The sequence below is a fragment of the Stenotrophomonas sp. Sm2128 genome (assembly GCF_030985535.1).
Lineage (GTDB): Bacteria > Pseudomonadota > Gammaproteobacteria > Xanthomonadales > Xanthomonadaceae > Stenotrophomonas > Stenotrophomonas maltophilia.
On sequence record NZ_JAPTFQ010000025.1, the window covers coordinates 19,676 to 45,947 of the forward strand.

Here is a 26,272-nt window from a genome sequence, read left to right on the forward strand (position 1 = left end):
ATCCAACGGTTATAGCCCATCGCCCCTCGCATGACCACCCGACCGGGCGCCGGGCCAGCCCTTCTCTGCAAATGAAAACGCTGTAAGAGTTTCACCTCTCACAGCGTTGAAGCTTCCGTTGGCTGCTACATGAGTTGCCGCTCTTGCAGCAAAGATGCTTCGGGATCAAGAAAACGATCCGAGAAATCAAGCTCCTTCACGATTTTACTCACAAATTCATGAAGGTTTAATCCACCAGGCCGGCTTTGCCGGCCTCCCTTGTGCAGCACCACCCCATTCATGGACAAGCGCTACAGTTTCAGGAAACCACGTTTTCGGGGCCTGTAAAGGGGCACCTCACGTCCCCACTCAAAAACTGCGACGAATTCCCGCAAGTTTTTGCGCGCTGAAACACGCCTGCCCTACGCCTTCCCGCCACCGTCAAAGGTCGGTGGGGCAGGCGCCGCGTCACCCAACACCTGAACCAGACCCATGTCGCGCAGCATGGTGACAATCTCGAGTTGCTTCTCCGCAACCCACTGCGGCCGGGTAGCCACTTCTTCCTCTGGCACCCGCTTTCCGGCGAGCTCCACGGTTTCGAGAGAAGCATGGAGCGCCATGGACGCGCTGAATCCCAGCAGGTCCACCACCTCGTCAGGGGACGTGTCGATGACGCCGGAACGACGGATCAGGGACTGGTAGCCATGGTGGACGTAGCCGTGCATCGTCTTTTGAGACTGCTCCCAGGTATCCAACAAATCCGCGTAACGCTTTTCACCGGAACGCTGGACCACCCTGCGGATCATCTTCTCGGGGGTTGCAGTGTCATGGCCCTTCTGGAAACGTGCCAACTCTTGGTCATCGGCCCACTGCAGCCACAGCCCGCGCACGAACGCCTCAAAGGCAGGCCGCATCAATGCCGTCGCAGAGCCCAACAACCCATGTTTGACCAGGAGCATGGCTGACGATTGGTGCTCGTGCACCACCGCGAAAGCCACGACCGCCATGTGGTCTGGCTCCGGCCCATGCAACACCAATCCATAGAGTTGCTCTTCGTTCCAACGCCGCACGTGGTCGGCCCACTCCAGTGCCCGCTGCACGCGCGGCTCTCTCAACCAAACGGGCCATGCGTCCGGCGCTGCTCCGCCCTCAGGCATCGGTCTCCTCCCCGCTGGCCGGAACCGGACACAACGTTACCGAGGCGTCGAGCAGATCATTGGTTTGGTCAAAGGTGGTCATGGCCCATCTTGACACCCACCGCCCTGGGGCGCGATAACTCCCTTGCCGCGAGGGGAAATGCCCCCGGCGTATTGCCTGCTTAGCTCAAGGCAACAGGTTCCCGATTCGGTCGCACAAGCGACGACGGGATGGTTTTTCCTGTCTTTTGAGATCTAAGCATGCCCAAACTCCAACGGTTGAGAACCGAGGCTTTCCTCGCCCAGAAGGGCCGGTGCTGCTATTGCAGCGTGCCGATGTGGAACGCCTCTCCCGATGAACTAAAGCCGTTCGGCCTGCGCGCCAAAACGGCCACGCCGCTCCGTTGCACCGCTGAGCACCTGGTGGCCCAGCAAGAGGGCGGCAAGGACGTGGTAGGCAACATCGCTGCCGCCTGCTGGCTCTGCAACACACGCCGGCACAAACGCAAATCGCCGCCCTCCCCCGAGGCTTACCGCGCCTTCGTGCAGAAACGCTTGGCGAAGGGCAAGTGGCACCCGCCGGTGGTGGCCAGACTACGTGTCAAAGCACCTGGAACGCCACCACCCGGCGGATGAGCTCCGCTACGCTCACGTTCTGGCGCTGCGCCTCGCGGCGGACGCGGTCGGCCAGGTCTCGGGAAGCCCGGATAGGCGGCAAGCGGTCGTCCCTGGGGCCGGCAACGGGAGAGCGCAGCAGCTGGGGGCGCGCCAGGTAGGCGGTGAGCCATTGGCGCACGGCTTCGCTCTCGCTCACCCCGGCTGCTCTAGCGCGTGCGGCCAATGCCTGGCGCAAGGTTGAAGAAAGGGACACTTTCGGCAGCACGGCCGTCAAGGGAGGCTTGGACGTCAGCGTCACAGCCTCTGCCTCGGTCGGCCCACGGGGGCTTGGGGGAAAACACGTCCCAGCGAGCGCTCCAACTTGGCGCTGTCCAGCATGGCTTCCATCTCGCGGCCATAGGCCGTCTGGGCGATCCCAACGCGCAAGGCCTCAGTCAGGCGCTCCCAGGTCCCATCGGGGGCGCAGGCGGTGGCGAACAGCCAGTGATGCGTCCAGTCGCCCTCCAATTGATCGGACGTGACAAACAGCACCTGGTGGTCCCGTTGAAGCGCGAGGGACAACAACGCGTTCCCTACGGCTCGCAGGTGGAAAAGCCGCAACTGGTCCCGTTGTTCGGCGTTTGCCATCGCCAACGCCTCGGTGAATCCTTCGCGCAGGCGAAAGCTCACCCGGTAGCCCGCTGCACGTTCGTAATGAGCGGCGCCCTCCCACAATTGCTGAATCCCATCGAAGTCCTGGCCCAACGCGAAGCGCCGCATGGCTTGCTCGGTCACCTGTCCGCGTAACTTCAACACAGACAGGCACGAACCGCCCCAGCGCAGCGCTTCCAAGGGTGTCTCCAGCAGCGCAGCGAAGGAAAAGCCGTGGGCGATGATGTCCTGCCGAGAGAGGCACGAGAGATCAATCACCAGAGGCCTTCCTTCTTGCACGCCTCAGGGTATTGGCTGGAATGGCAGCAAAGAAGTTCCAGGACCCTCTTCGAAGACTCATAAGCGCCAAGCGCGTAGTCGGCCTCCCACTCCACCAATTCCTTGTTGTCGCCTTTCAGGCAAACCGCCCATTGGTAACGCTTGACCTCGCCTTCTCCCCTCTGGAAGAGCTTGTAAGCCTCGATCTTCTCAGTGCCCGGCACGTTCATCCGGTAGAGCACCTTAAAATTGTCGGCCGCCGCCACACGCGCCTCGTTCAGCCTGCACGTCAGCCCATCTTTCTCCCACGTTCCATCGGAGCATTCTTTGGGAACGCCCTCGTCGGCCACGGCAATGATCTCGGCAGCCATGGGCATCGCCGCCTCGATCGCCTGCGCCCTCTTGGCCACCGCATCCTTCTTTTCCAGCTTCACCGCCAGGACGGCGATGGTGAAGAGCACGCAAAAACCCACCAATGCCCACAAGGTGAATTTGCCAACCTCGCTCAGGATGTCCCACACCCGGCCCCAACCTTTCATGCGCCCTCCTTTTTTGGAATACGTTTGTATTCCTTCTCCCCCATGCAAACAGAGAGCGGCGCGGTGTCCAGCGCTTCGGGACGGCTAAACTCAGAATCTGCGGCCTCTGGCCGACAGATTCAGAAGCCCGCATCCTCCACCGACCTTGAAGGCACCCATGCCCGTCTCTGATCCCCTCGCGTTCGACCTGCTGCGGGCATTCGCGCAGCTGGAGTTTCGCCTCAAGAACGATCCAGGCTTTCTTCGCGCCGGTCCTTACCGAATGGCCCAGGTGAACTGGCCCGCGGTGGATGAGGCGGTGTCACGGCTGGACGATTCACTCTTCTTCGATCGGGTGTCGGACAGCACGCACGAGCAAATCCTCACACCTCCACGTGATCGCCCGATGGTCCAGGAGGTGGCGGTGGTCAACGGCCTCAACCGCACTGTCTTCCAGCGCCTGCCCCTTCAGCAATCCAATGCCGGTGCTTTGGTCGAAGCGGCACGCCGGGTGCGCAACAACCTCTTCCACGGGGGCAAGGAAGAGCCGCATTTTGGCGATGATGACGAGTGGGCCGCCGCCGCACTGGACGTGGCCGAGTGCCTGCTTCACCTGCTGAACCATGGAACGCTCAGATCGGGATTGGGCCCATGAAGGGATATGCCGCCTCCGGGGGACGGGCGTAGGCACTGGAGAATCGAGGGGATGACTAGAGCGCGACGGGCGGGAAACGCTCTTCGTGTTCCGGATACAGATCGATCATGAAGAACTCCCGGCGAAACCCTTCAAAGATTCCTGGGTCACGGATCATGGCCTCGATTTGCACCTGCGTCCAAACAGCGCCATGTTCCGCAGCGCGGACCCGGAGACGTTCAGCCTGCTGTCCCACGGCCTCGTCCGTCAGGTGGCGTTCCGCGTAGCCTTCAACGATTAAGCGGTAGATGGTCTGCGCGCTCAACTGCCAGAACTCATCGCCAGCTTGGGTTGCCCGAAGGGCACCCATGGCCCGCTCCGACGACCGGGTCATCAGCAGGGCTTGATAGAACGCAGACAGCGCTGTCTCCAGATCCCCGGCCAATATCTGCCGTTTGGGGGCCAGGAATGCCCAGAACGGCGCCCGATGCTCAGCACGAACAAAACTGGCGATGGCGCCCCCATGGCATGCGGCCACCACCGTAATGAGGTTCAAGCGCGTGGCCACGTTGAGGTTTACGAACGCCGGCTTCATGTCATCCCACGTCAACCAAGACCCGTCAGCGAACTCCAGCCCGCCCTCTCCACCGTGGCATTCGATGTGAAGCAACGGCACGTAGGGCTCCTTGGATGCTTGCTGAGCAAGCTGGGCCAACAGATCGAGAAAAGCCCCGCTGGAAGGAACACGAACGCTGGCGATGTGAGGAACGTCGCCGATCACCCGCGCCCAGTCTTGGGCATCCGCGAAAAGGCGGGCTGCGGTGTTGAGTTGGCCTTCCGGGAGGGAATTCACGATCAGAATTTGGTTGAAATTGGCTGCCATCTTCATCTTTCAGATCGCCAGAGCAAGAAACAACGGCCGCATGCAGGTTCTACATTTTTCGACGAGGCTTGCTACTTGGATTTGCAGCGGCACCACCGGCCACCTCCGAGAGGCGCTTCCGCTGTCGCTTTGGTTCAGCAAGGATCGGGCGGAGGACCTTCAGAACGTGGGCCCACTCCGTCTCAGACATTTCCCGATCCCAAAGCTTGGCAATGGCCCACTCCCGCTCGGTAGGACAGTTGAGCCACGGACGTTCCTTCCTTTGCTTACCCATCAGGTCACGCAGTTCGCGCCTCACCCACTCGACGCTTTCGCATACGAGATCCGCTTCACTCATCCAACATTCTCCAATGTGAGACAGCATTCCTTAGTCATGGGACATGCCTAGGGTCAGTCTGTTAAGCCTTCAAACATTCCTTCACGGCTTGGTCGAGATTAGACACATGGATCGGAGTGGGCGACCCGTTCTTCATCTTCCATACGGTGTAGCCGTCCTTTGTTGCCTTGCCACCGATCGTGGTTTGCTTGCCCTCGGAAATAAAGCGGGTCAACAGTTTGGTCGCCCCCTCGTCTTGGATATCGAACAGCTTGCGAGCCACGGCATCGGTGAGCAGGTGCGAGCCCTTGGTGTCCAGGCAGAACACATACTTGCCCTTCCAGACTAGGAAGTCTGGCGAGAAGGAGGCGCTGTCCCCCTCCGACAACAGCGGAATACGGAAACCGCCATTGCTTGGGTTCCGGTGCCATGTGTGTCCGGCCTTGTCCAAGGCGGCGGCGAACGGGGCTTCAAACTTGTTGAGGCCTGCGTATCGCGGATAGAGGCCGTTTTCGAAGGCCTGCGCCTTCTTCGGCACGCGCATGGTCGAAAACGTGAACTCCAGCTCGGATTCATACACCAGCGAGGTCAGCTGGTAGTAGGTGGACACGATCTCCCTAGCCAGGGTGTCAGCTGCAGCTGCGGCGTTGCTGCCGGCTTCCACCCTCACGTCAAACTTGGAAGCCTTTAGGTCTACCACGGCCAGTGCGGCCCTCGAGCGCCCACGGATGGCGTTGCTCACCAGCCAACGCAGGCGCACCCGGTTCGCGTGCCCACTGGCCGTCCAGTCGTGGCCGATCTCCTTGGCCAAGTCAGAGATGTCCACCGTCTCGGTCTTGCTGTGCGCGTCGCCCTGAGTATCGATCTCTCCTTCCTTAAAGGTGGGGAACTGCGCTACCAACTGGGCAATGGCACCCACTGCGTCGTCGGCGTCCGCATGGACCTGGTGAAGGAGCACCGAGATCCCCTCTTTGGGCGCGAGATCCTCCGAGCCGCCATCCCCACCGCCATAGGTATGAACGATCTCAATGGCTGCTCCAGATTCTTGGAGCTTGGCCCGCACGGCCTCGATGGATTCGGTAAAAACATTCTTCTTGTCCACACGCAAGAAGAAATGGGCACTATTGAGCAACGGTGAATCGTAATGCTTGGCGTCGTATTGGCGCAGAACGCGGCCAATGATCTGCTCAACCTTGATCTGAGAACCCATCGACTTATCGATGTAGCCAAGGTAGCAAGCAGGATCGTCCCAACCTTCCTGCAAGCCTTGGTTGAAAATGATGTGCTGAAAGTCGCCGGCCTGGAACTCGTCGAAGTCGCTCTCGCCCTTTGAGAACAAATTCAAATCATCTGGCTTGTTGCCATCGGAGAACTTCAGGTCGGCGTAAATGGCCACCTTGGCCGGATCCACTTTCTTCTGTTCAACCAGATAGCGCCAGATGCGGATCGGCGGCGCATTGCGGTGTTCAAAGGGCTTGGTGTGATCGTCCTTATCACCGTCGTCGGTGATGTTGGTCTTGCACACATAGATGGCCTTCGGTGTGAACCCCAGCGCCCGGCCCTGAATTTCTTGCTCAATCAACTGAAGCCGATCATGGAGATCGTCCAAGCAACGTTCCATCGGCGCGGTGGTGCCGTCGAACTGAATGGAAGTCTTGATCAGCTCAGCCTTGATGACCGCGTTGCTGTCCACCGCGGTGATGGCAAATGCAGTGGCGTCGGCAGCACCCTTCCCGTCCACCGCTGCCAACAGGGCAAAACGCTCAAGACTGGCTTCATCCTCGCCCGCCTCATCGACCCAGCTTTCCTGGGGAGCCAGCACGGTTTTAGCAAAGTTCAAGGGCAGCTTGAGCGTCGCGCTGGCCAAGAGGTAGGCCTCCGGCTCCAGCTCGGCCAAGATCTGGGTCTGCTGTTCGGACAGGTTGTGGCCTTCATCGTAGACGATGATCAACGGCCGCCGAACCCCACCGACATCACGGGCGATCAATCGCTCCCAGGGCGACTGGTCACCGAACAGGTCTTGATCCTTCTTGTAGATGTTCAACGCGCCATCGGCCTGCTCTTTGTTGTTGAACAGCCCGGTCGTGGCCATCACGATGAGGGGAGAACTCCCATCCGAGATCAGGTTGGGTTCCAGCTGTGCCGCCCGGATGACACGGAAATCGTCAACGATCTCGGCATACTTTCCGCCACCGGAAAAATTTGTATAGGTCTGCTGGACAACCGACTTGGCTTTGCTCATCCAGAACACGATGGGCTCAACGCCCATGTGCATGCGCATCAACGTGACGGCCTCGGCCAGCACCGGTGTTTTACCGGCGCCCGTGATGGCCGACAGCGCCTGATAGAACGGACGAGGAAGCTTGCCCTTGTAGACCGGCCGGTAAGGGTGGCCGGCAAAGAAGGCGTATCGGCCAGCGATTTGCTGGGCTGCACGCACCTGGAACGGTTTCAGCTCAATCTGCATCCATGCCACCATCGTTGTTGTAAGCGTCCGCGCGGGCGTTAAAGCCAATGTGCTCCAGAACTTTGTCCGGGATCTGATAGAACTCGATGTCGCTGCCCGTGTAGGGCGCCAAAGCGGCGTAGACGTGATAACGCCCCGCCAAACCGACCGCCTTTGCTTCTTGCACAATCTCTTTGAACACAGTCCGCGTCAGGATGGAGGGCTGATCTGGAGCGCTCCAGACCAAGAAGAAGCCTTCGTTGCGGCTATTCACAGCAAAGAGGTGCTTGTGCCCGCCGACAGGCAACCTACGAAGATAGGATTTGGCCTTGTCATTGCGATCCCAATAGCTGACCAAAAGGAGATCCATCATTTCTTCGCGCGCCAGGGCATTCACGCCGTTGGCGTCCACTTTTTCACGCTTAAGCGTGAAGTAGCGGAAGCCTCCACCCAACGGCTCACGATCCCCAGACTTCCACTTCCCAGTGATCACGCGCCGGATGCGGTCAGCCGTAAGGGTCTTGGCGTAGTGATCGCCCTTCTCGTCATTGCCCTGCTCTACAAGAATAAAGCGGCGGTTGGCGTCGGATTCCTTGTTGAGTTCCAACACCGCATTTGCCGTGGTGCCAGAGCCAGCAAAGGGATCCAACACGATTCCGTCCGGCTTGCACCAAATCTGAATAATCTTCTTCATCAGACGCAAGGGTTTCACGGTTCGGAACCCATGACCTTTGCCCACAATAGAATCCAGCTCATTGATGCCAGCCTGGCTATGGCCGGATTCGGCGTGGTCCCATGATTGGACGCCCAAGTCTAGAAGACCTTCATAGTCCTCATTCGCCCAGTATGTGAGCGGCACTTTACCCTTCTTCACTTTGGCAAGGTGTTTTTTTGCTCGAGGCCCACCTTCACCGCCATCCGTGAAAACGAGACCCGGCCAGACACTTCCATTCCGAATAGCAAACGCCTTTTCTCTTGCACGCTCAAGGCATACCTGATCAGAGACCGGCTCGCCATTTGCAAAGGCACACCCTTTGATTACAAGAGCGCTCGCCTCGCACTCGTCATCCAATTTGTGGGACACGTACTGACTACCCCAGCCTTGGAGCAGGCGCTTCATTTCGGCTCGTTCGAAGACCCAGTGTCCTCTTGTGGGGTAGTAGAGCTTTCCTGTGAAAGGCGATTGAATGGCGTAGGTTCCGGTCGTTCGATACTCGGGGGCAGTGGCGTCAGCAGCAGTCCAATCCCCTTCCGGATCACCATCGTCATTTCGATAGCGCGAATTCATCTTCTCAGTTCGGTCGAGAAGCCCAGTCTTCGCCCGCTCAATATCCTTCGCATAGACAAGAACGTATTCCGTCGCGGTAGAGAGGCCGCCCTTCTTTCCACCTACGTCGCTCTTGGGAGAGTATGACTTTTGCCAATTGATGATGCCAATGCGATTCTCCTCGTGGAAAATCTCATCCATCAGCATCCCCAGCCTGTAGAGTTCTCGATGATCGATGCAGATGGCGATGACGCCACCAGGCTTGAGCATTTCTCGCATCATCCAAAGACGAGGCGTCATGAATCGCAGCCACTTGCTGTGGCGCGAACCATCGTCTTTGGCCACCAAATCGCCCATATCCGGGTCGTTGGGATCTTTGTCCCACTTGTCGTTGTAACGGAAGTCCTCGCCGGTGTTGTATGGCGGGTCCGTCAGCACGAGATCCACTTGGCCACGATACTTGTAAAGCGTGACCATGGTGGCGAGATTCTCGCCATCCCAGAGTTCGTTAACGCACTCCTCCTCAGCGCTGCCCACGGAAGCGCGCTTGTTGAAGTCAAACATCCGAGGCTTGACCTGACGAACGATCTGCCAAGGAGCTGTGCGCCCACTGTAGTTCAAGACGATGCCATCTCTCCCTGCTTCAGCGCGTTCGGCATCGTGCTCTTGCAGCAGCTTGATGAGCGCTGCCCTGGACAGCTCTTCGTATTTCATCTGATTACCTTGTGTTCTTCGATCGCGGACCAGCCGCAAAAATGGCCCCTTAGGGCCATGGGAAGCCTGTGCGCTGAAAAAGCCCTAGGACGACGCTTCGGAACATACCCGAACTCCGTCTCATGGGCTGCGCCGTCGCACAGCCGTTGCGCCTCCGAAAGGTCGCAACTCATCCCCTTCGCCATTTTCGCCTCGACCAATACAATCAGCAAGTTAGCCCCTCCGCGCATGGATGTAGGACCCGCAAACCGTTGAGCTGCAACGAAGGCGCTAGGGGACCATCTATGCCATCCAACTCGCACTGCGCAGACAGCGCTTTTCCCACTCACCGGCAAGCCACCTCAGCCACCGTTTGCGCAGCCCCAAGGTCCGCAGGCAGTTGGGCCTTGCAGACCCCTTCCACCTCCACCGTCTGGCCGGGGCGCGGCTGCTCCAGGTAGAGCACGCCGTCGTAGCCCACCTGGGTGGTCTCGGTCGCTGTCTTGGCCACCGTGCCCGCTTCGATGGCCGGGCCAGTGAAGCGGAAGGTGCGCGCGGTCTCGGTCAGGACCGGAAAGGTGAGGTGCATGCCGGCTTGGCGGCCCGCGGTGGCGGTTTGCTCGATCTCGGCCAACTGGGTGCCCAGCGGCAGCGCCCGATCATCCACCCGAACTTCCGTGGGGAGCATCGGGGTCACCTCGCCCACCACCAGGCGGCCCTGGGCGTTGGTCTTCCCCACCAAGCGGCCGCCCACCCTCACCGGCACCCCGTCTTGGCCCGGCACGTCCACGACGGCGAAGGATTCGGCCGGCCCCAGGAACGTCACGCCCTGGCGGTCCAGGTGGACGGCACCGGCCATCGAACCGGAAGCCCACGCGCCGCTGGGTCCGTGCTCGGCGTTGATCTGGGCCCACCCTGCGCGGGTGGTCCAGTTGGCGTTGGCCCGGGCCGTCTGGCCGGCCGCCCCCTCGTCCACCGAAGCGGACAAGCCGACCGGGGTTCCCAACACCGTGGGACGGGCGCGTCCCTGGACAGCCCAGGCGTTGGCATCGGGGGCTTGCCGGGCCCGAACGCTCACGCCCTTGCCCCGGCCGAAATCGTAGCTGTAGCCCACCTCCACCCGGGTTTCCTTGCGCTCCAGATCGCGCAACGCGGAGACGGCCACGGTGTGCCCGTCGCCACGCCAGGTCAGCCCGGCGTCGGCGTAAGCGGTGCGAAAGCGCGGCGTGCGCACGTCGGAGAACCCTGCACGGATGGACCACTGGGGCGTGGGCCGCCAGAAGACCGAGCCCCGGGTGCGCTCCTCCACCTCCAACGCGCCGGGCGCGCGTAGGCGCCAATAGTCCTGCTGGCGTTCGTGCTCCAGGCGGACGCCAAACCTCGGGCCGCGGTAGTCGTAGGCCACGGCCTGGCGTTGGCCGCCTTGGGTGGACGTGCCCACTTCCAGATCCAGCGTGCCGTAGGTGCCAAGCACCGTGGTGGCCCCCAACGCCACGTTGGCCTTCCCATCTGTTGAGGTTTGGGCGGTGCCGCGCAGGGTCCACCGGTCGTTGAGGCCCCAAGCCACCGACCCGGTCGTGCCCAATGTCCCGTAATCGCTCTCTCCTTGGCGCACCCAGCCGGCCGCGACCTCCCAAGTGGTGAGCCCTTTGCGGAGCAACGTGGGGGCGACGTAGAAGCGCTGATCGCTCACCACGGTTTCGCGGCCGTAAGGGTCTCGCACGACGACTTGGGTTTGCTGCGCACCGGTGCCCAAGGCACTGCCATCGGCCGTGAACGGCCCCTTCCCCACCTGGCCCTGCAGCACGCGGGCGCGGTTGGCCAAGACCTCGACCGTGGCCGGATCGAGCGCGACGCCACCGAGCATCGGGACGGGATAGGTGGGGGTCAACGGATCCAAGGCCCGCGGGTCCTTGGCCACGCGCACCCCGCCCAGGTTGACCGGCGAGGACGATGGACCGGCGAAGACATCGCCGGCCTGGTAAGTCACCAAGCGGTTGGAATCGTCCTTCTGCCATCGCGTCACGCCGCGAACGTAGCCGGTGCCCGACGCGTCCGTGTTGACCTGCCCGCTGGTGCTGACAACGCCCCAACGCCCGGCCTTGCGGACCTCATGCCCCAAGGAGAGCGCCTGCTGTTGCTCGGACACCATGCCAGCCACGCTGTAGTTCACCAGCACCCCGGGAGCGGGCGGCGCGATGTGGCCGCGCTCGGCGCGGTCACGGGCCACGCGCTGGGCCTTGAGCCGGTCTGCCGGCAGGTCCAAAGCGACCGTGGCGGTGGCCTCGTCAACGGCAAAGCCCACGCCCAGCGCCTGCGCGCTCATCGGCTCCGTTTGACCGGCCGGAAGTTGGAGCCCGACCTCGCGCCAGGTGGCCGGGTCGGCGAACCATTGGCCGTCTTGCTGCCAGAACGTGAGCGGATCCGCCTTGGCCTTGCCGCCGATGACCGGCACCAGAAACGCGGGCGCCACGCCATCGGGCACCGCTGCGCTGGCCGACGATGCAGCCAGCAACAACAACGCCAAGGCTTGGCCACGCATCGATCACCGCCCCACAGGGACGGCGACGGGCTGACCGTTGACGGTGATTGAAAGGTTTTCAGCGCGCTGGCCAGGCTGGGTCTCGTAGGTCATCGAAGCCCCCGGCAGCGTCCAACCCAATGCACCCTCGCGCCACGGCTTCCCACCGGCCGGGCCAATGGACGACACACGGGCGGCGGTCTGGCCGTGGTTGGTCAGGCGGTAGCCCTTGGCCACGGCTTGGACGGTCACCTGGGGGACGGTGGCGTTGGCGGCTTCAAAGGCCACGGGCAAGTCCTGGTTGACCAACAACTGGACGCCTTGGGCGTTGGGGTCTTTGAGCTGCATCAGCAGCACGCGGTAGTAGCGCCGCTCGCCCAGCGCGCCCACCCGCATCAACCGGGCGGTGCGCTTGGATTGGGGCGGGACGTCCACGAAGGTAGGCGCCCCCACGATCTCAGTGGTGGGTGAAAACACGTTCTGCCCCGTGGCCTGATTCCACCCCACGGCTTTCACCTGGTAACGCACCGAGGTGTCCCCGCTGTTGTGCAGCGTCACGGCGACGTGCTTGGCCGAGGTATCGGCCATCAGGGTGGTGGGGCCAACGGAGATGGAACCGGCGGACGCCGAAAAGGACAGCAAGGACGCGGCGGCCACGGCCAAAAAACGTTGGGAATGGGTCATGGGGTCTCCTTTGGGGGTGTCTCCATTCAAGCTAGATCGGAATACCATTCCGTCAACCCATACCTACTCATCTTTGCAGCAACAAAAAGCCCCCGGGGCAAGCCGGGGGCGTCGGGACAACCGATGGGAATCAGTTGTAAGTAGCGGTGACGGTGACCGTGTCGGTGTAGTTGCCGCCCACGGCCTGCTTGAGGGCCAGGAAGCGCACCGCGTAGTTGTAACTTTGGACGGTGCCGTCGCCAACGCCGGTGAACGCGTCGGTGTCATCCCCCCAGACTTGGCTTCCCTGCGGGTCCTTGAAGAAGCCGTAGGGGATGTAAGCCCCGGCGCCGTTGGTCACAGCCCGGTAGGTCTCATACCCGGACAGCAGGCCGAAGTTCTGCCCCTGGCCCGGCGAAATGGAGTAAGTCGTGCCCGCGTTGCACACGATGCTCAGCCCGGAGGTGCGGGCGGCAGCTTCAGAGATGCCCGACCAGTCCATGCCTTCGATGGAGGTCACGGACAGCTGGCAGGTGTTGGTCAAGGTGCCCTGAATCGTCAGATCCGCGGTGGTGTCGGCGGCGAACGCGGGCACTGCCAGCGAAGCCAGGGCGATGGGCAGAAGGGCGCGAAGGAAGGTCTTGCGTGTCATGGGTATCGTCTCCTTGAGAGGGATTGAGTGGGGATGAGTAGCCCCAGAAAGGGCCATCCCCTTACCGATACCTCGAATCTGAAAACGCGCAAGGGGGGGGGGGCATTGAGCCAGCGGTCAGAGCCTGGCTCGTTTGCCACCAGCCGCTGACTGTTTCCATAACCCATCCAGCTCACGCGCACGGTGCTGAGCCATTGCCTCCTGAATCATCCGCTGAAGGACGAACGCAAACCCGTCAGTCACAAAAACGCCCACGCCGATTCCGCAATCATCCGCCAAGCTGGAAATCTGTTTTATCGATGGCTGGTGAATGACCTCGTCGAGCTCAGGGGGCAACGGGTCCACGAACGTGTCAATGAACGCCCTCACCTCGGTTTCGGCTGCTTTGCAAAGGTCGGCGTCGGTGAGCAGCGCCCGCAAGTCGGCAAGCGTGGGAAGCCACACCGTGTTGAAGAGCGGGCCACCCACCGAGGGACTGACGAAATGGATGCCGTGAAGCACGGATGCCCTCTCACTCTTTCCCAGCTCTCCGTCTCCCCAACAACCGTTCATCGGAGGAGTCACGTCACCCATCATTAGCCAGTTCTGCGCGCCGCCCCTGCTCTTCTCGCCAGCACTTGAGCAGGTGTTTGTAACCGGGCTTGGCTTGGGGGACGTGGAAGGATCGTCCGTAAACGTTGACCTTCCCGCCGTTGTGGAGCTCGACGGCATGAACCGCACTCAATGTGGTCGCCCAGCCCAGGCTGTCCTCTTCTTCAAAGCTCACGGGCTCCAAGGACACCGCTGCATAATTTTCAATCAAGCCGGGATTCAATCCCAACGCGATCATCTTGATTTCGTTGGTTGTGACGGTTGCGCTCATGTGACACCTCTTGTCTTGGTCGGCGGCATTGCCTACCACTGAATTCAAGGTAGATCACCCTGAAAATTTGTCCACGGCCTTAGTGGACAAAATCTTGACTAAAAGCAAAAAATGCGGAGCTAAGGCCACAGTTTTTCCTAACATCACTTATCGCGCCGAAGGCGTTGGTGCTTTCCATCCATGCGGATGCTTTTTCAGATGCCGGCGCGCAGCGGTCGGCGGCGGCTTCCGCCGCAGGTCTTTGCTTTAAAGGGGGTGGTCACACCCACCCTCGTGAAGCCATCGACACGTGCGAGGTGCCCGCGATCACAAGGTGATCCAGCACTCGAATGTCGAAAAGGGCAAGGGCCTGCTTGAGGCGGTCGGTGATGGCGCGGTCGGCAACGCTGGGCTCGGGGTTTCCGCTGGGGTGGTTGTGAAAGAAGATGACCGCGGCGGCGTTGTGGTCCAACGCCTTCTTGGCGACGATGCGGGGATGGACTTCGCACCCATCGATGGTGCCTTGAAAGAGGTGCTCGGTGGCAAGGATGCGGTGGCGGGCGTCCAGGAACACCGTGCCAAACACTTCGTGATCCAGGTGCGCGCAGCGGGCAGTGAGGTAGTTGCTGGCACTGGAGGGGTCGGTGATGGCCTCGTGGCGCTGCAGGCGACGCTCCAAGATGTGCGAGGCGGCCAAGAGGATGCCCTCATCGTCCATGGCCAGCTGGTATTGGGCCCGAATGTCGTTGGCTCGCTTCACTTGCTTTCTCCACCGGCGCGGGATTAGCGACGGGCGGGCGTGGTGTCTGCGGCGGAGGCGGTCAGTGGGAGCAGGCCGACAAGGGCCAGAGAAAGAACCAAGACGCGCATGAGGCCTCCTTTCATGAATGGGTTGCACTACCCATAACAAAAGGTTTGGTTTGCGCAACGGGATCTAGAAAAGAAAAAGGCGGCTTTCGCCGCCTTTCCCTTGGGCTTAGAAGCGCGCTCGCAAGCGAGGGGCTTCCTGGGTTTGGCTGTCCTGCCCGTGGGCCTTCATGGCCGCACCAACCTGGCGTTTGGCATCGGCCCCAAACCCGCCTTCCGGTGGCTTCCAAGCGTTGGCGGGCGGGAGCAGGCTGACCAGGAGCTTGGCCCTCTCTTGAGCCCGCAAGTCGTTGAAAAATGGCTTGCCGCTGTTGATCGGCGCTTCGCCCTTTTGGTTTTGGATGTGGGGATCTGCGCCCGCCTCAATCAGCGCACTCCAGACAGTGGCATCGCGGCCCGCATGAAGAGAGGTATTCCCGTTGTTGTCTTGGGCGTTCATATCCGCCCCTGCCTTGGCGAGCGCTTCAATCGTCTCTGGAAAAATCGCACGGTGGATCGGCGCCTGGCCGTCCATTCGCCGTGCAATGACGTCTGCGCCTGCACGGGTGAGCAAGGCCACCGCCTCGGGGTCCCTGGCTATATGCAGCGGTTGATTCCCCTGGTCATCGCTCGCCGCGGGATCAAGGCCTGCTTTCAGAAGTTCCTTAAGCGCGCCCGTGTTCGCCTCGAAGAGAGGGGTTCGCCCTCGGTTATCCCGGGCTAGGATGTCTGCCCCGGCCGCAATCAAGGCGCGGGCCTCCGTCTGCCCGGTTGCTCGGAAGAGAGGGGTTTGCCCTTCATTATTCCTCGCGCTGACATCCGCTCCCGCCTTCAGCAACGCTTTGAGACTGTCGTTGTGTGCGCCAAACAACGGGGTGTTCCCTTGGGTGTCGCGAGCGTTGATGTCAGCGCCAGCCTTCACGAGCTCCCTTAAAGCCCCTTCGCTCGCTCCGAAAAGGGGCGTTTTCCCTCGGTTATCGCGCGCATGAATGTCTGCCCCGGCCGCAATCAACGCCCTGGCATCCCCTTGCCCTCTCGCGTTAAAAAGCGGTGTTTCCCCTTGGTTATTCTGCGCATTGATGTCTGCCCCGGCCTTGATCAGTTCAATCACGGCTCCCTCGCTTGTCACAGAATGAAGCGGCGTATTTCCAAGGCCATCCCTCGCTTCGATGTCAGCCCCAGCATCCAACAGCCTCCGAACTTCGCGCGGGTGATGCGCATCATGAAGTGGCGTTTGATCCAGCCAATCTTCATCCCTTGCGTTCACATCAGCGGGGATTTTGGTAAGCCCGATTTGCTTCAGAAGAACGTCTTTGAGATTCGAAATATTCAACCCACACCTCCACAATAGTATTTTGACCTCCCACCATTAGCAGAAAATCAGAACCTCGCAAGGGAATTAAATAGAAGAAGACGGCTCTTGCCGCCTTTCTTTTTCCATGTCAAAACCGTTGTCGGATTCGAGGCTTCTGGCTTCCCTTTCCTCACCCTGGGCTTTCATGGCCGCACCGACTTGACGTTTGGCGTCGGCCCCAAATCCGCCTTCCGGTGGCTTCCAAGCATTGGCAGCGGGAAGGAGCTCGTCAAAAAGCTTGGATCGGTTGTGGGCACGAATGACCTGATCGGATTGATCATTACCTGGCCGCCCCAGAAGATCCGTGGGCGTTGTTCCTTCTAAATCGGGATCCTGAGGCGTGCGTCCAGCCTTGAGCAGGTCACCGGCCCATTCTGCATCGCCGCATGCAACAGCGAAGTGGAGCGGATACTCGGTCGCGGCCGTCAGGAAGGCCTCGTAGTCTTGCCGCTGTCGATGCGGGCGTCCTCCTTCCACTCATCTTAATTTGTCTCGTCGTCCCAATGCTCGTCAAAAGCGGCCTGGCGGAGCTCGTCGGGTAATCCCCCCATTTTTAGCAGCGGCCAAAAGTAGAAATAGGGATGGTCTGATCAATTCACACTGAGTCGTGGGTTTTCAGCGCCGGAGTCATCCTGGGCCTTCAGACGCGGCGGACTGCCATGTTTTCCGCTCTCGAAGTGCCCTTGCGGGCACCTCAAGACGGAGTTACCCCTGTGCCGCCAACAGCTTCCGGCGCACCATCCACAGGTTGGACAGCGCGAACAGGGTGAGCACCTGTGCCGTGTTCTTGATCAAGCCGAGATAGCGCACCTTGGTGTAGCCGAACTGCCGCTTGATCACCCGGAACGGATGCTCGACCTTCGCGCGCAGACTAGCCTTGCAGCGCTCCCAGCGCTCAACCTGTTCGAGCTCACGCGCGTTGCCAATGGGGAATTCAACCGGAGGATTGAAGAACGGGCTTGAAGGCTTGAGGATGAGCTACCTGGACCCGCAAACCGTCACGAGACCCCGATGGACTACCCTGACCTTGCCCCCCTGGAGGAAATCTCCGGTCCGTTCGCCCTTCTTTCGAAGGGCCCAAAATTCATCGCCGCCTGGCTTGCCAAGCGCACTGAGGAGCGCTACCGGGAGTTCACCCGTGCCGCGCTTGAGGGTCAGGTGTTCCCCGAGAACGCGGAGGCCATGACCTCGGAAGATTTTCTGGCCATGCTGCGGGCATTGGAGATGGACATCGAGGCCGAGAAGGCCACCGTCTATGGCCGCCTTGCCTGTTCAATCGCTACCGGCAAAACCGCAGGCCATCTCAAGCGCCACTTCATTAAGGCGCTGAGCGACCTGTCGTTTGGCCAGGTCGATCTTCTGCGACGCGCTTTAATCACCGAGCGTCACCACGTGTTTCCTGGCACCGGCGGGGGTAACCTGGACCCAAAAGAATTCCTTGGACTGCAGTCGAAAAGCAGCATCAATCGCCAGACCTTTGAACGCTGGGGCCTGATCGAAGAGAAAGGACTGAGCCTCGCAGGCCGACGGTTCGTGGAGGCTTGTTTTACCAGCGATGAGTTGGCGCCCTCCTCAGTGGGCTTTCAGGAATGGGCCAAGGGTCGCATCCACATCGTTTGCAACGAGATGGGCGCGCCGAGCTGCCACAGCGTCCTGGTCCAACTGACCGAAGATGGGCACCGCCGGGCCATCCATGTCCACAACAGCGCAGCACTTCGGGGACGCTCCAACCGCCTGCTGACACCCGGCCCCGTCATGGTGGTCCTTCTCACCGATAAACCCCAGCGTCTCGCCGACGAATGGACCACGGTGGAAGACACCATCCGAGGAAGAGTCCTGGCCGTGGTGGCCACGACCGATCCGAATGCGCCGTTGCCCGTCGCCATGACGGGCTTGGAACGCATAGATGCGTCACCGGACCGTGCCGCAGAAGCCGTGACGGCGATACTGGAGCGCTTTGAAGCAAAAGGGTTACGGGGCACCTGAGACCGCGATGTTAAACCCGATTCGACCGGTCATTGGAAGTGGCCGCCAACTTTATGGCGGCCAACGAGCACTACTTACAGACCAAACGAGGCTTCACGGACAGCGACTTGCATGCCGGACAGAAGAGCCCCAAGTTGATCTTCCGCTGAAAGTGATGACTGCACTTCTCGCAAACAAAAAGGTAAGGCGCCCCTGGAACGAAGCCGGGCATCACTTTCCTTCCTTGCGCTTGAAAATGACCTTTCCGCCAGCCTCGTATTCCACATCGTAGCCTTTGTAGATTGCGAGGATCAAAGAGAGACCAAGGCTTGCGGCGGTGATGATGCCGATGATCTCGACTCCAGTGACTGTCGCGACCGCCCCCAGGCTGAGCGTGCTGAGCCCAGCCGTTACTGGAGCGAGCCCAACTGCAGCAACGATTGCTGCAACACCGACGGCACCAAGCTTGGCGAACTTGCGCGTCTTCTTCAGGTCGTCTGCCAACTTGCCCACAACCACAATCTGCTGCGCCTTTGCATTCTTGGCCGCTTCCAGCTCATCCCGCGTCCTTACTGTCACGCTTGCCATAACGCCCCCTGTTGTTAGCAATACCAGTGATGGATACCCTGGGCAGGATAGCCGAAGGGAACACCGTGTTCCTAGCAGCAATGATGGTGCCCAACTGTCTCTCCAGCTGAGACACGAACTCAACGCATCCGCTGCCACGGGTCGTCCTTGGGAGCCTCCACCGTAACCTCGGCAACGTCGTCTTCAGCGCGCCATGCCTTCCCTTCGAGCACCATGGTGGGACCCCTGGAACGTGCGATGGCGGCCTCTTTGGCGGTCGGCGGGTTCCATGACCGATGCTCCTCTAGGTAGCGCTCCGTGGACGGCCTCAACGGCAGGCCACCGCTCGGCAATGGCAACGTCCGATCATGGCGTTCGTCTTGCTGACGGGCATAGGCGACTTGCTCGGGCTCCCCAAGCGCCTCTCGGTGGGCATCCAGCAAGCGATCGACAGCGTCCACGTCCCCGCGGGCATGGAGCGATTCGGTGTAAAGCGCTTGAAGCAACGGGTCACGCTCTTCGTGAATCTCTTCGCCTGTGTCTTCGCCTTGGAACAGCCCATCGTGGCGTGGGCGGGCGTCGACGGGGTCTGGGCGCAACCGACCGTGACTCGTTCTCATGCCCGCCTCCGCGCCAGCCCGCTGCCGTGAAGCAGCCCGCATGCGATCGAATAAACGACAAGAGCCAGCGTGGATGACAGGTATAGGTTGGAAGGATCCAACCAGACTTGGCTCACCACGTGCTGTAGCTGGTAAGCCAGCAGTGCCAAGCACGCGTAGAACACGGCCAAATGCCACATCAACGCAACCACGGATGGGGCGTCCTCTTGGCCGGCTTGGAACGCCTCCCAGCCCCTGCGTGCGCTGCGGGCTTTGGACGCGCACAGCCACGCGATTCCGAAGGTGATCGCAAACATGGCGAGCTCAAACAGCACGACCACCAGAATAACGGTCATGGGATCCTCCTCTGGGTTGGGAGCAGGCCATGGGCCTGCAGGTAAGCGTGGACTGCCTGTCGGGTCACGCCCAGGCGCTTGGCAATTGCAGGGCCGTTGTTCCCCTGCTCCAGGAGGCGCACCACCAGAGCGTGTTGGTCAGCCAGTGGGCGCCGGGGCTTTTGACGCAACCCCAGGTGGGCCAGATCGGCGCTCACCACGGGCGATGGAACGCCCAGGGCTTGGGCGATGGCGGCGCGGCCGTGTCCCTCTCGGACCATCCGGGCGACTTCGGAGCGGCGGTGGGCAACGGATGGCCGCTTCATGAGCTCAACCAGAAGCCCGCAAGCCGTGCCTTCGCAATACACGCCTCCACCAACGTGTTCGCTTTTGTGCATCCTTACGGCCCCACGCGCACGCGAGCGCTGTTGTTGTCCGACCGGGCATTGATGCCAATGGCACAAGGGCTTCCGCACGAATAATCGCCAATGCGCACCGGCGAAGCATCAAGCGGCACCACCCGGGTCTTCTTACCCTTCCCCACCAAGAAGACCCGATCACCTTCGCGCACATCCACATCGGCGTCTTGGACCACCGCGAGGACGCGCTGGCGGCGATCGGACAGATCGCGCACGTAGATCTCCACCGCACGCCGGCCGCTGAGGCCCTTTTGAACCGCGGTTCCGGCAGCCGCACCGATGACGCCACCGGTCACCCGGGCTGCATTGCGGTATTCCCGGTTCTTGACCTGGTTAGCAGCCCCATAACCAACGGCCGCCCCGATGGCGGAGCCGGCGTTCAGACGCTGGTCGGACGTCAGTTGAACCGTGCGAACCATCAGGACCTCGCCCAGTCGGGCGTCCTGGACGGATAGGGCCTCGGACGAACCGTAACGGCGAGCGGAGGTGGAATCGGCGGCAAAGGCGGCCGGAGCAGACAACGCCAATGCAAGGGCCAGAACGATGGGTTTCAAGGTGCACCTCCATTTCGTGAGTAGGTTCACCTATGCATAGATCGATTCTGGGAATGCGCAAGGGGGGGGGCTTCGGAGCGCGGTTACACAGACTGCAGTCCGCGTCATTAAATTGACGGAAAAGCGACAAAATGAAGCATATGGACAGAGATTGATGCTCAGGCGATGATTCTGCCCACAACTCAAAACCAACAGGGAAATGTATGGCAAGGAAGAAGAGTTCATCGGCCGCAGGTGCCGCGATTTCGACCGGCGGCGGAGCCGTCGCTGGCGCAACTTCTGCGATCCTCGGCGTAACCAGTGGTGCAGCGGCCGGGACCGCCGGTGCAGCCGCCGTGACCTCCGGCTTGGCAACCGTCGGGAGCGTTGTGGGCGGTGGCATGCTTGCTGGACTGGGGGTGGTCGCGGCTGCACCAATTGCGGGTGGTGCGGCGATGTTCGGCGTCTACAAGCTCTACCAGCGCATGGCATCCAAGAAGTAACCGCTCTGCCTGGCCCACTGCCACAAGCGGTTTCCCTCTACGTCGCGCAGGCTTCGTCAATGTCTGCAAGTGGCCATCCAAGCTAGCAACCTTGGTGGCCGCTCTTACCAACTTGTGGCTCAAGCCCTTGGACCAAAAGGCCACGTTGACCTCAATGCCCCGCTGGCGCAGCCAGAGTGCGGCGTGACGCTCAAACCCGAGCGCACTGAGGCCGTTCATGCAGGGCTAGCAGCCGGCGGAGTGCGGTGCAGTCCGCGCCTACACGTTGGGATGCACGATGGGTTCGCGCATGCTCGATAGCACACGGATCGGAATTTCTGTTACTGCACGTAGATCAGACTGGCCATTTCTTCCCCTTTCTCTCTCGCCCCTCCGCGTCTGGCAAGGAATCTGAAACCGGCAAGCTCTCCTGTCGTGCAATGTTCCTGATCGACATTCAACCTGTGATGATGTGGGAACGCTCTCCCTCAACCTGCCAAACCGTCTACGGAACTGGCAAAATTGCAGGATCACTCACAGGGGGAAATTGGATGTCCGACACAACCTACAGCCACCGCATCCTCAAGACTTATGGCCTGCTGGTGGACTTCGAAGGTAAACCACGCCTCAAGAACGTTCCGTCGCCTCTAACCGGTCAAAAGAAGGCAAAGGAGACGATGGAAAAGTGGACGCAGCGAGTGCTGGGGGATGAGGTCAGCAAGGTCCGCGTCTACCGACCGGCACGCGTTAAAAGTGACACACTCATTGCCAGCCTTACAGACACGCACGACGCCAAGCTGGTGCGTGACATTGTTCGCGGCGCCGTTCGCAAGAAGAGCAAATCAGCGAAAGCAAAGATTGAAGAGATCAAGGTGGAGCACGCCGCCGAGCTTAGAAAGCGCGGAGCCACCGCGAGAGAACTTCGGAAGGCACACGAAGAAGACCTGTCGGGAAAGCTCGATGATATCTTGGCTGCGACGGCCTATCTGCCGTTAGACGACCTTCAGGACTTGGTGGTGGAACTGGGAGAGGACTTGAGCCCATCGGTCCGCAACTGGGCACTTGCCCTGGCTCCGGCCAAGGATGCTGACGAGGTTTCCGTCATCGACGTTCTCAAGCAGATGCTCCTGCGCATGGACGTGCTGTCGAAGAATAAATAACCAGAATTTGTCAGCCACTGTCGCGCACCCTGCTGCCTCCCGACAGGCGGGTGCGCGTTCAGTCGCTTGTTCACGAATCAAACTGCCAAGTTCAGGCGCGCCCCTCTTGCCTTGAAGCGCGATCGAGACCGGTCGTTGGCGGCATGTTTTTCGATCTCATGCAGATTGGCCGCCACGGACTGCCGCTGCTGCTCAACCTTCTGGAGCGGCTCTCGAACCAACTCGGGCACCTTCAGGAACTCCACCACCCGCTCGGCCGCCGCCGCGGCTCGGAAGAGCTCCCGGGGATCGTCCCGGAGGATTTGGATCCACGACTTCACGTAAGCCGCGTGCTGGGTGGGATCGTGGCCAATGCCCAGGCGTTCGCCCATCAGCATGGATGACACCTCCGCGACCAGTTCTTCCTTGGCGTAGTCGATGCTCCCAAAAGCCCCTTTCTGATCGCGGTTGAGGCGGGTGGGAAAGCCGGTCCAGTGGCCCAGTTCGTGCAACGCGGTGGCGTAGTAGCCGCTGGCCGAGTGAAAGGTGTTGCGCTGGGGCAAGTGGATGCTGTCGGTCATCGGACGGTAGAACGCTTGGTTGCCCCCGTCGTGGTGGATCTCGGCTCCGCTGTCTCTCAGCACCGCTTCGCAGGCCTGGTGAATGTCGGGCTCTGGGCGCGCGGCTGGCAGGACCAGTGCCGGCAACCCATCGATCTGCATCGCGTTGAACACGCGTGGGAAGAAGACCTTGGGGTGGGCCTTGGCGATGAGGTCGGGGTCCCCGCTCTTCTTGGCCTCCTCCACCCGCGACCAATCCCAATACTCAATCACGCTGGCCTTCTCGCCCTTGCGCACCTGAGCGCCCACGGCCGCGGCTTGCTTGTAAGTCATCCACCGGTTGTCCTGGGTGTCCCAGGCGCTCTGAAGGGCCCACAGGTGGAGCAGGTTTCCGCCCCGGTAGCTCTTGCCAGTCGTGGGGTTCATGGGCAACCCGAGGTCCACGCGGGCGTCCCAGGGTTTGAGAAAGGGACCGGTGCCCTCCTCCATCTGGCGGATCAAGCGCTCGACGACGTCGCGGGAATGACGCTGAAGGAAGCTTTCGTTGGGGGTGGCATCGGACACGGGCAGGCTCTCCTGGAAGGCAAGGAAAGGCGCCTGTCGGCAACGCCAAGGGGGTTAGGCTGGAAACTTCAATCGTGAATGGTGACGGCGCGTCCCTGCTCCAACAGGTTCTCCAGCAAAGCCAAGGCCCGTTCGATGGTCAAAGCGGTGCCGGGGCCCCCGTCGCCCTCCTGGAGCTGCACGCGGATGCCCTCGGGGGTTCGTTGCACGGTGAAACGGGGGGACGCCGCCAGGGAGTCCTGGCGGTCCATGCTGTCGTCTACAAAGGCATCGGAAGGGGTCATGGTTTCAGCATGCGACAGGATACGGATTTGGCAAGTCCGGGCTGGACCGTTAGCGTCACCGACCAATCCATTGGCTAGAGCTGATACGGAAGATGGGAACACGGATTTGGCCCCGCCTTTACGACCGCCGTTGGCGCGCATCCCCATCTCCCACCTTTCCGCCACCTTGGGTTTCGCTGCTTTCTCGGCCCGCCAACGGCTCACCGAACAGCGCACGAATCTCCAGTTCATTGATACGTTCCTGCAGCTGGAGTTGGATTGCCTTGGCTCTGGTGCGCCCTGCCTCCTCCCTCAACGCATCGGCATGGAGAGCTCCCATCTCAGCCGCCTGCTGCTGAGCGCTCAAGCGGTCGAATCGACGCTCCATCTCTTCCTGCCGAGCCCCTTGCTGTTCGAGGGTGGGCGTCACATCGGTTTCCCAAGGCTCCAAAGACTGAGAGCGCTCCTGCGCCACGCGCAGTGCTGTCACGGTCGCCGATGATCTCAACGGCAGATCGCCACAGGCCTCGCCGACGGTGGCTGCTCCGTTGATTCGCAGGCGCACGCATTCTTCCTGTTTGCCATTGATGCGACGGTTCGAGCGGGCGCCGTCGTCCAGGCCCATCTCTTTCAAGCCTCGCCAGAACTGGCGACCGGTGAGGAGATCGATGTCCGCCAGCCCTTGTCGGTAGCCCCAGTTTTTGTAGTTCTCGTAGACCTGCCGCATGGAAAGCGTGCACTCATCCGTCTCAATGCGCACCACGCGCTCGGCTTGAGCCCAAGCCATGACCTGGTCGCTGCCATGGCGGGCGGCCAGCTTCGCTGCGCGCACGGCTTCGGGCATGTCGGCGTCGGTGTCGGACAACGCCCTACCACGGGCCACGATGCGTCGGGCGCCTTCGAGCATCCAGTCCAGCACAAGCTGGCCTTCCTCTGCCAGGATGTTCTTGACCAGATCAGGGTCGTGCTGGTTGACCGGTACCGCCTTCTTCCAGTGCACGACGGTGAGGCGGCGCCACACCCCGTTGCTCTTGTCGCGGATGAAGGGGGCCGAATTGGACGTGATGATCCACTTGGCCGTGGAATGGTAGCTCGCCAGCTGCTTCTGGTTCTTCCGGTCGATGCCAATGCCATTGCCAGAGACCATCGTCTTGAACCGACCTTCGGCCCACTTCTCGCACTCCACTTCGTCCACCAGGATCAGGCTGGCGCCAATCATGGGTTCCAGGCTGAAGCGGTCGCCCAAAGTTTCAAGGTTGCAGCGGGCCACCTGACGGTGCATCGCTTCCACGATTTCCGCCAGGGTGGATTTGCCAGAACCTGCGACGCCGTGCCACCAGGCGGCCTGGCTGTAGACACCCGGCAACAGGGTCATGCCGCACTGCTCCTGGAGCAGGTCGATGACGCGCGGGTCGTCGTGGGCTTGGCGGAGGAACTTGGCGAATCGCGAGTCAGCCGGCAAAGGCTGGGGCTTGTATGCATGGCCCTGCCTGCCACCACAGGCCACCCTGACCGCGTGGGTCATGCCCAAGGCGGGATCAGGAGCGAGCACATGGAAACCGCCGGGAAGGATTTCCACGTAGCCGTCTGCCACCGGCACGATGGCCCGCTTGGCTTGGGCTGGCATGGGGTTTTTCTGGCGCAGCCGAAGGGAAGCCATGTCCCAGCAGTCCTTGGCGAGCTTGGGGCTGCCCGCGAAATCGGCGTTGCGGTCGATCCAATCGGATGCCACACCCACACCTTCCGCGTCGCTGATCGCTTGCCAGTAGGTACCGTTCCAATGGTGTACGATCTCGCCGGTGCCGCTGGTGGCTTGGCACGCCCACAAGCGATCGACGCATTCGGTGGTGCGGCGGGCAAACAGGATGGGGAGCGACGGTGGCTTGCGCTGGCCCTCTCGATCAACCGAGTGGCGGTAGAGCTGCTTGTGCTCCTCTGCCTCCAGGTTGACCTTGCGGGCGGAGGCTTCCGCACCCAGGAAACGCGACGCTTCGAATGGCACGATGTTGCTTGGCTCTTCCGTCGTCGGGTTGACAGCCTTCCCTTTTGGGGACACATTGGTTGTAGACATTGTTGTTGGCTCCTCTCAAACCCTCGCCCTGGCCGGTGGGGGTTTGTCGTTATGGGGGGACAGGCTTGCTCAGGCAGCGCGCGGGAGAGCGGTTTCCAAGGCGCGGCGAATGAACTCGCTCTCTGTCATCTCGTTTTCGGCCGCGGCGAGACGAAGGCGTTCGGCCAAGGGGCGTTTGATCCGAACGTGCTTTTTCACGCTGGCGCGGATGCTGTAAGTCGGCGGCGACGAGGGATGGGTGGCGGCGTTCACGGTGGCAACTCCGAAGGTGAAAGGTTTGGTGTGTCCCACATGGGGGACACTTCCACTCAACCACTCCAGGAGCTTTCCGCAACCCACGGTTTTTGACTAAACACGAAAACTGCGGAATCTCTCGCACTTTTTCCGGAAGCCCTGTTCTGCTGGCTTTCCCTTCCCTGCTGGTCTTCCATTAGCCAGCAGAAAGAGAAGACCAGCAGGAAGACCAGCAGCTACAAACCCTTGATTCCAAAAGCTTTGC

The 26,272-nt window shown here is 61.1% G+C and carries 27 protein-coding genes and 1 pseudogene; 6 read left to right on the forward strand and 22 right to left on the reverse strand.

The genetic code is table 11. The annotated features are described in order from the left end of the window. Positions 1–401: 401 nt before the first annotated feature. A complete protein-coding gene (locus tag O0K41_RS09420; protein WP_143568979.1) occupies positions 402–1,079 on the reverse strand; it encodes a hypothetical protein in 678 nt (225 codons plus the stop codon). A gap of 297 nt (positions 1,080–1,376) precedes the next feature. Between O0K41_RS09420 and O0K41_RS09425 the strand changes: the two genes are divergently transcribed. Further along, positions 1,377–1,751, forward strand: coding sequence for an HNH endonuclease (locus tag O0K41_RS09425; RefSeq protein WP_087786710.1), 375 nt, complete (start codon positions 1,377–1,379; stop codon positions 1,749–1,751). 276 nt (positions 1,752–2,027) lie between these two features. Here the strand turns inward: O0K41_RS09425 and O0K41_RS09430 are convergent, their stop codons facing one another. Beyond that, positions 2,028–2,642: a hypothetical protein gene (locus O0K41_RS09430; RefSeq protein WP_099533949.1), complete on the reverse strand. Its 615-nt coding sequence runs from the start codon at positions 2,640–2,642 to the stop codon at positions 2,028–2,030. Then, positions 2,639–3,181: a hypothetical protein gene (locus tag O0K41_RS09435; RefSeq protein ID WP_099533947.1), complete on the reverse strand. Its 543-nt coding sequence runs from the start codon at positions 3,179–3,181 to the stop codon at positions 2,639–2,641. Before O0K41_RS09435 ends, O0K41_RS09430 begins: the two co-directional genes overlap by 4 nt. 157 nt (positions 3,182–3,338) lie before the next feature. On the opposite strand from O0K41_RS09435, the gene O0K41_RS09440 reads away from it, so the two are divergent. Continuing rightward, positions 3,339–3,815 (forward strand): hypothetical protein, encoded by a 477-nt coding sequence (locus O0K41_RS09440; protein WP_099596799.1) that lies wholly within the window; start codon positions 3,339–3,341, stop codon positions 3,813–3,815. 55 nt (positions 3,816–3,870) lie between these two features. Here O0K41_RS09440 and O0K41_RS09445 read toward each other — a convergent pair whose 3' ends face one another. The 12 genes and pseudogenes from O0K41_RS09445 to O0K41_RS09500 form a co-directional block, all read right to left on the reverse strand. After that, complete coding sequence (locus O0K41_RS09445) at positions 3,871–4,683, reverse strand: hypothetical protein (RefSeq protein ID WP_099596798.1); 813 nt, start codon at positions 4,681–4,683, stop codon at positions 3,871–3,873. Positions 4,684–5,075: 392 nt separating this feature from the next. After that, the gene (locus O0K41_RS09450) at positions 5,076–7,460 is read right to left on the reverse strand and encodes a DEAD/DEAH box helicase family protein (RefSeq protein ID WP_158230229.1); all 2,385 of its coding nucleotides are present in this window, start codon (positions 7,458–7,460) and stop codon (positions 5,076–5,078) included. After that, complete coding sequence (locus tag O0K41_RS09455) at positions 7,450–9,420, reverse strand: site-specific DNA-methyltransferase (protein WP_099596796.1); 1,971 nt, start codon at positions 9,418–9,420, stop codon at positions 7,450–7,452. Before O0K41_RS09455 ends, O0K41_RS09450 begins: the two co-directional genes overlap by 11 nt. Positions 9,421–9,745: 325 nt before the next feature. Beyond that, entirely contained in the window at positions 9,746–11,941 is a 2,196-nt protein-coding gene (locus tag O0K41_RS09460) for a fimbria/pilus outer membrane usher protein (RefSeq protein ID WP_099596795.1), read from the reverse strand. Between the two features lie 3 nt (positions 11,942–11,944). Continuing rightward, entirely contained in the window at positions 11,945–12,604 is a 660-nt protein-coding gene (locus tag O0K41_RS09465; RefSeq protein ID WP_099596794.1) for a fimbria/pilus periplasmic chaperone, read from the reverse strand. A 130-nt stretch (positions 12,605–12,734) separates the two neighbouring features. After that, on the reverse strand, positions 12,735–13,235 hold the full coding sequence (locus tag O0K41_RS09470; protein WP_006375771.1) for a spore coat protein U domain-containing protein: 501 nt from the start codon (positions 13,233–13,235) through the stop codon (positions 12,735–12,737). Between the two features lie 117 nt (positions 13,236–13,352). Then, complete coding sequence (locus O0K41_RS09475) at positions 13,353–13,808, reverse strand: hypothetical protein (RefSeq protein ID WP_143568961.1); 456 nt, start codon at positions 13,806–13,808, stop codon at positions 13,353–13,355. Further along, positions 13,801–14,097, reverse strand: coding sequence for a hypothetical protein (locus O0K41_RS09480; RefSeq protein WP_099596791.1), 297 nt, complete (start codon positions 14,095–14,097; stop codon positions 13,801–13,803). Before O0K41_RS09480 ends, O0K41_RS09475 begins: the two co-directional genes overlap by 8 nt. A gap of 259 nt (positions 14,098–14,356) precedes the next feature. Continuing rightward, positions 14,357–14,836: a DNA repair protein RadC gene (gene radC / locus O0K41_RS09485; protein ID WP_006375809.1), complete on the reverse strand. Its 480-nt coding sequence runs from the start codon at positions 14,834–14,836 to the stop codon at positions 14,357–14,359. 216 nt (positions 14,837–15,052) lie between these two features. After that, positions 15,053–16,255 carry an ankyrin repeat domain-containing protein gene (locus tag O0K41_RS09490; protein ID WP_075677511.1) on the reverse strand — a complete coding sequence of 401 codons (1,203 nt, stop codon included), beginning with the start codon at positions 16,253–16,255 and terminating at the stop codon, positions 15,053–15,055. A gap of 66 nt (positions 16,256–16,321) precedes the next feature. Next, complete coding sequence (locus O0K41_RS09495) at positions 16,322–16,753, reverse strand: hypothetical protein (RefSeq protein ID WP_125892011.1); 432 nt, start codon at positions 16,751–16,753, stop codon at positions 16,322–16,324. A gap of 228 nt (positions 16,754–16,981) precedes the next feature. Then, positions 16,982–17,173: pseudogene (locus O0K41_RS09500) on the reverse strand (transposase); the annotation flags it as partial. 114 nt (positions 17,174–17,287) lie between these two features. Here O0K41_RS09500 and O0K41_RS09505 point away from each other — a divergent pair. After that, a complete protein-coding gene (locus O0K41_RS09505; RefSeq protein WP_006375894.1) occupies positions 17,288–18,262 on the forward strand; it encodes a hypothetical protein in 975 nt (324 codons plus the stop codon). Positions 18,263–18,472: 210 nt separating this feature from the next. On the opposite strand, the gene O0K41_RS09510 is transcribed toward O0K41_RS09505, so the two are convergent. Beyond that, positions 18,473–18,829: a hypothetical protein gene (locus tag O0K41_RS09510; RefSeq protein WP_006375896.1), complete on the reverse strand. Its 357-nt coding sequence runs from the start codon at positions 18,827–18,829 to the stop codon at positions 18,473–18,475. Positions 18,830–19,176: 347 nt separating this feature from the next. On the opposite strand from O0K41_RS09510, the gene O0K41_RS09515 reads away from it, so the two are divergent. Continuing rightward, positions 19,177–19,458, forward strand: coding sequence for a hypothetical protein (locus tag O0K41_RS09515; protein WP_046431413.1), 282 nt, complete (start codon positions 19,177–19,179; stop codon positions 19,456–19,458). On the opposite strand, the gene O0K41_RS09520 is transcribed toward O0K41_RS09515, so the two are convergent. Both O0K41_RS09520 and O0K41_RS09525 read right to left on the reverse strand, forming a co-directional pair. Continuing rightward, positions 19,425–19,763 (reverse strand): hypothetical protein, encoded by a 339-nt coding sequence (locus O0K41_RS09520; RefSeq protein WP_032971199.1) that lies wholly within the window; start codon positions 19,761–19,763, stop codon positions 19,425–19,427. The genes O0K41_RS09515 and O0K41_RS09520 overlap by 34 nt on opposite strands. 379 nt (positions 19,764–20,142) lie before the next feature. Beyond that, a complete protein-coding gene (locus O0K41_RS09525) occupies positions 20,143–20,715 on the reverse strand; it encodes a glycine zipper 2TM domain-containing protein (RefSeq protein ID WP_006375897.1) in 573 nt (190 codons plus the stop codon). A gap of 203 nt (positions 20,716–20,918) precedes the next feature. Here O0K41_RS09525 and O0K41_RS09530 point away from each other — a divergent pair, with 203 nt between their 5' ends. After that, on the forward strand, positions 20,919–21,197 hold the full coding sequence (locus O0K41_RS09530; protein WP_006375898.1) for a hypothetical protein: 279 nt from the start codon (positions 20,919–20,921) through the stop codon (positions 21,195–21,197). Between the two features lie 419 nt (positions 21,198–21,616). Then, a complete protein-coding gene (locus tag O0K41_RS09535) occupies positions 21,617–22,336 on the forward strand; it encodes a hypothetical protein (RefSeq protein ID WP_024956731.1) in 720 nt (239 codons plus the stop codon). A 77-nt stretch (positions 22,337–22,413) separates the two neighbouring features. Here the strand turns inward: O0K41_RS09535 and O0K41_RS09540 are convergent, their stop codons facing one another. The 4 genes from O0K41_RS09540 to O0K41_RS09555 all read right to left on the reverse strand — a co-directional run bounded on the left by O0K41_RS09540 (position 22,414) and on the right by O0K41_RS09555 (position 26,025). Beyond that, a complete protein-coding gene (locus O0K41_RS09540; protein WP_006375900.1) occupies positions 22,414–23,439 on the reverse strand; it encodes a zincin-like metallopeptidase domain-containing protein in 1,026 nt (341 codons plus the stop codon). Between the two features lie 68 nt (positions 23,440–23,507). After that, on the reverse strand, positions 23,508–23,723 hold the full coding sequence (locus O0K41_RS09545) for a hypothetical protein (RefSeq protein WP_024956732.1): 216 nt from the start codon (positions 23,721–23,723) through the stop codon (positions 23,508–23,510). A gap of 118 nt (positions 23,724–23,841) precedes the next feature. Next, entirely contained in the window at positions 23,842–25,773 is a 1,932-nt protein-coding gene (locus O0K41_RS09550; RefSeq protein WP_006375901.1) for a DUF5906 domain-containing protein, read from the reverse strand. A gap of 69 nt (positions 25,774–25,842) precedes the next feature. Beyond that, entirely contained in the window at positions 25,843–26,025 is a 183-nt protein-coding gene (locus O0K41_RS09555; RefSeq protein ID WP_141098938.1) for a ribbon-helix-helix protein, CopG family, read from the reverse strand. Positions 26,026–26,272: the final 247 nt, after the last annotated feature.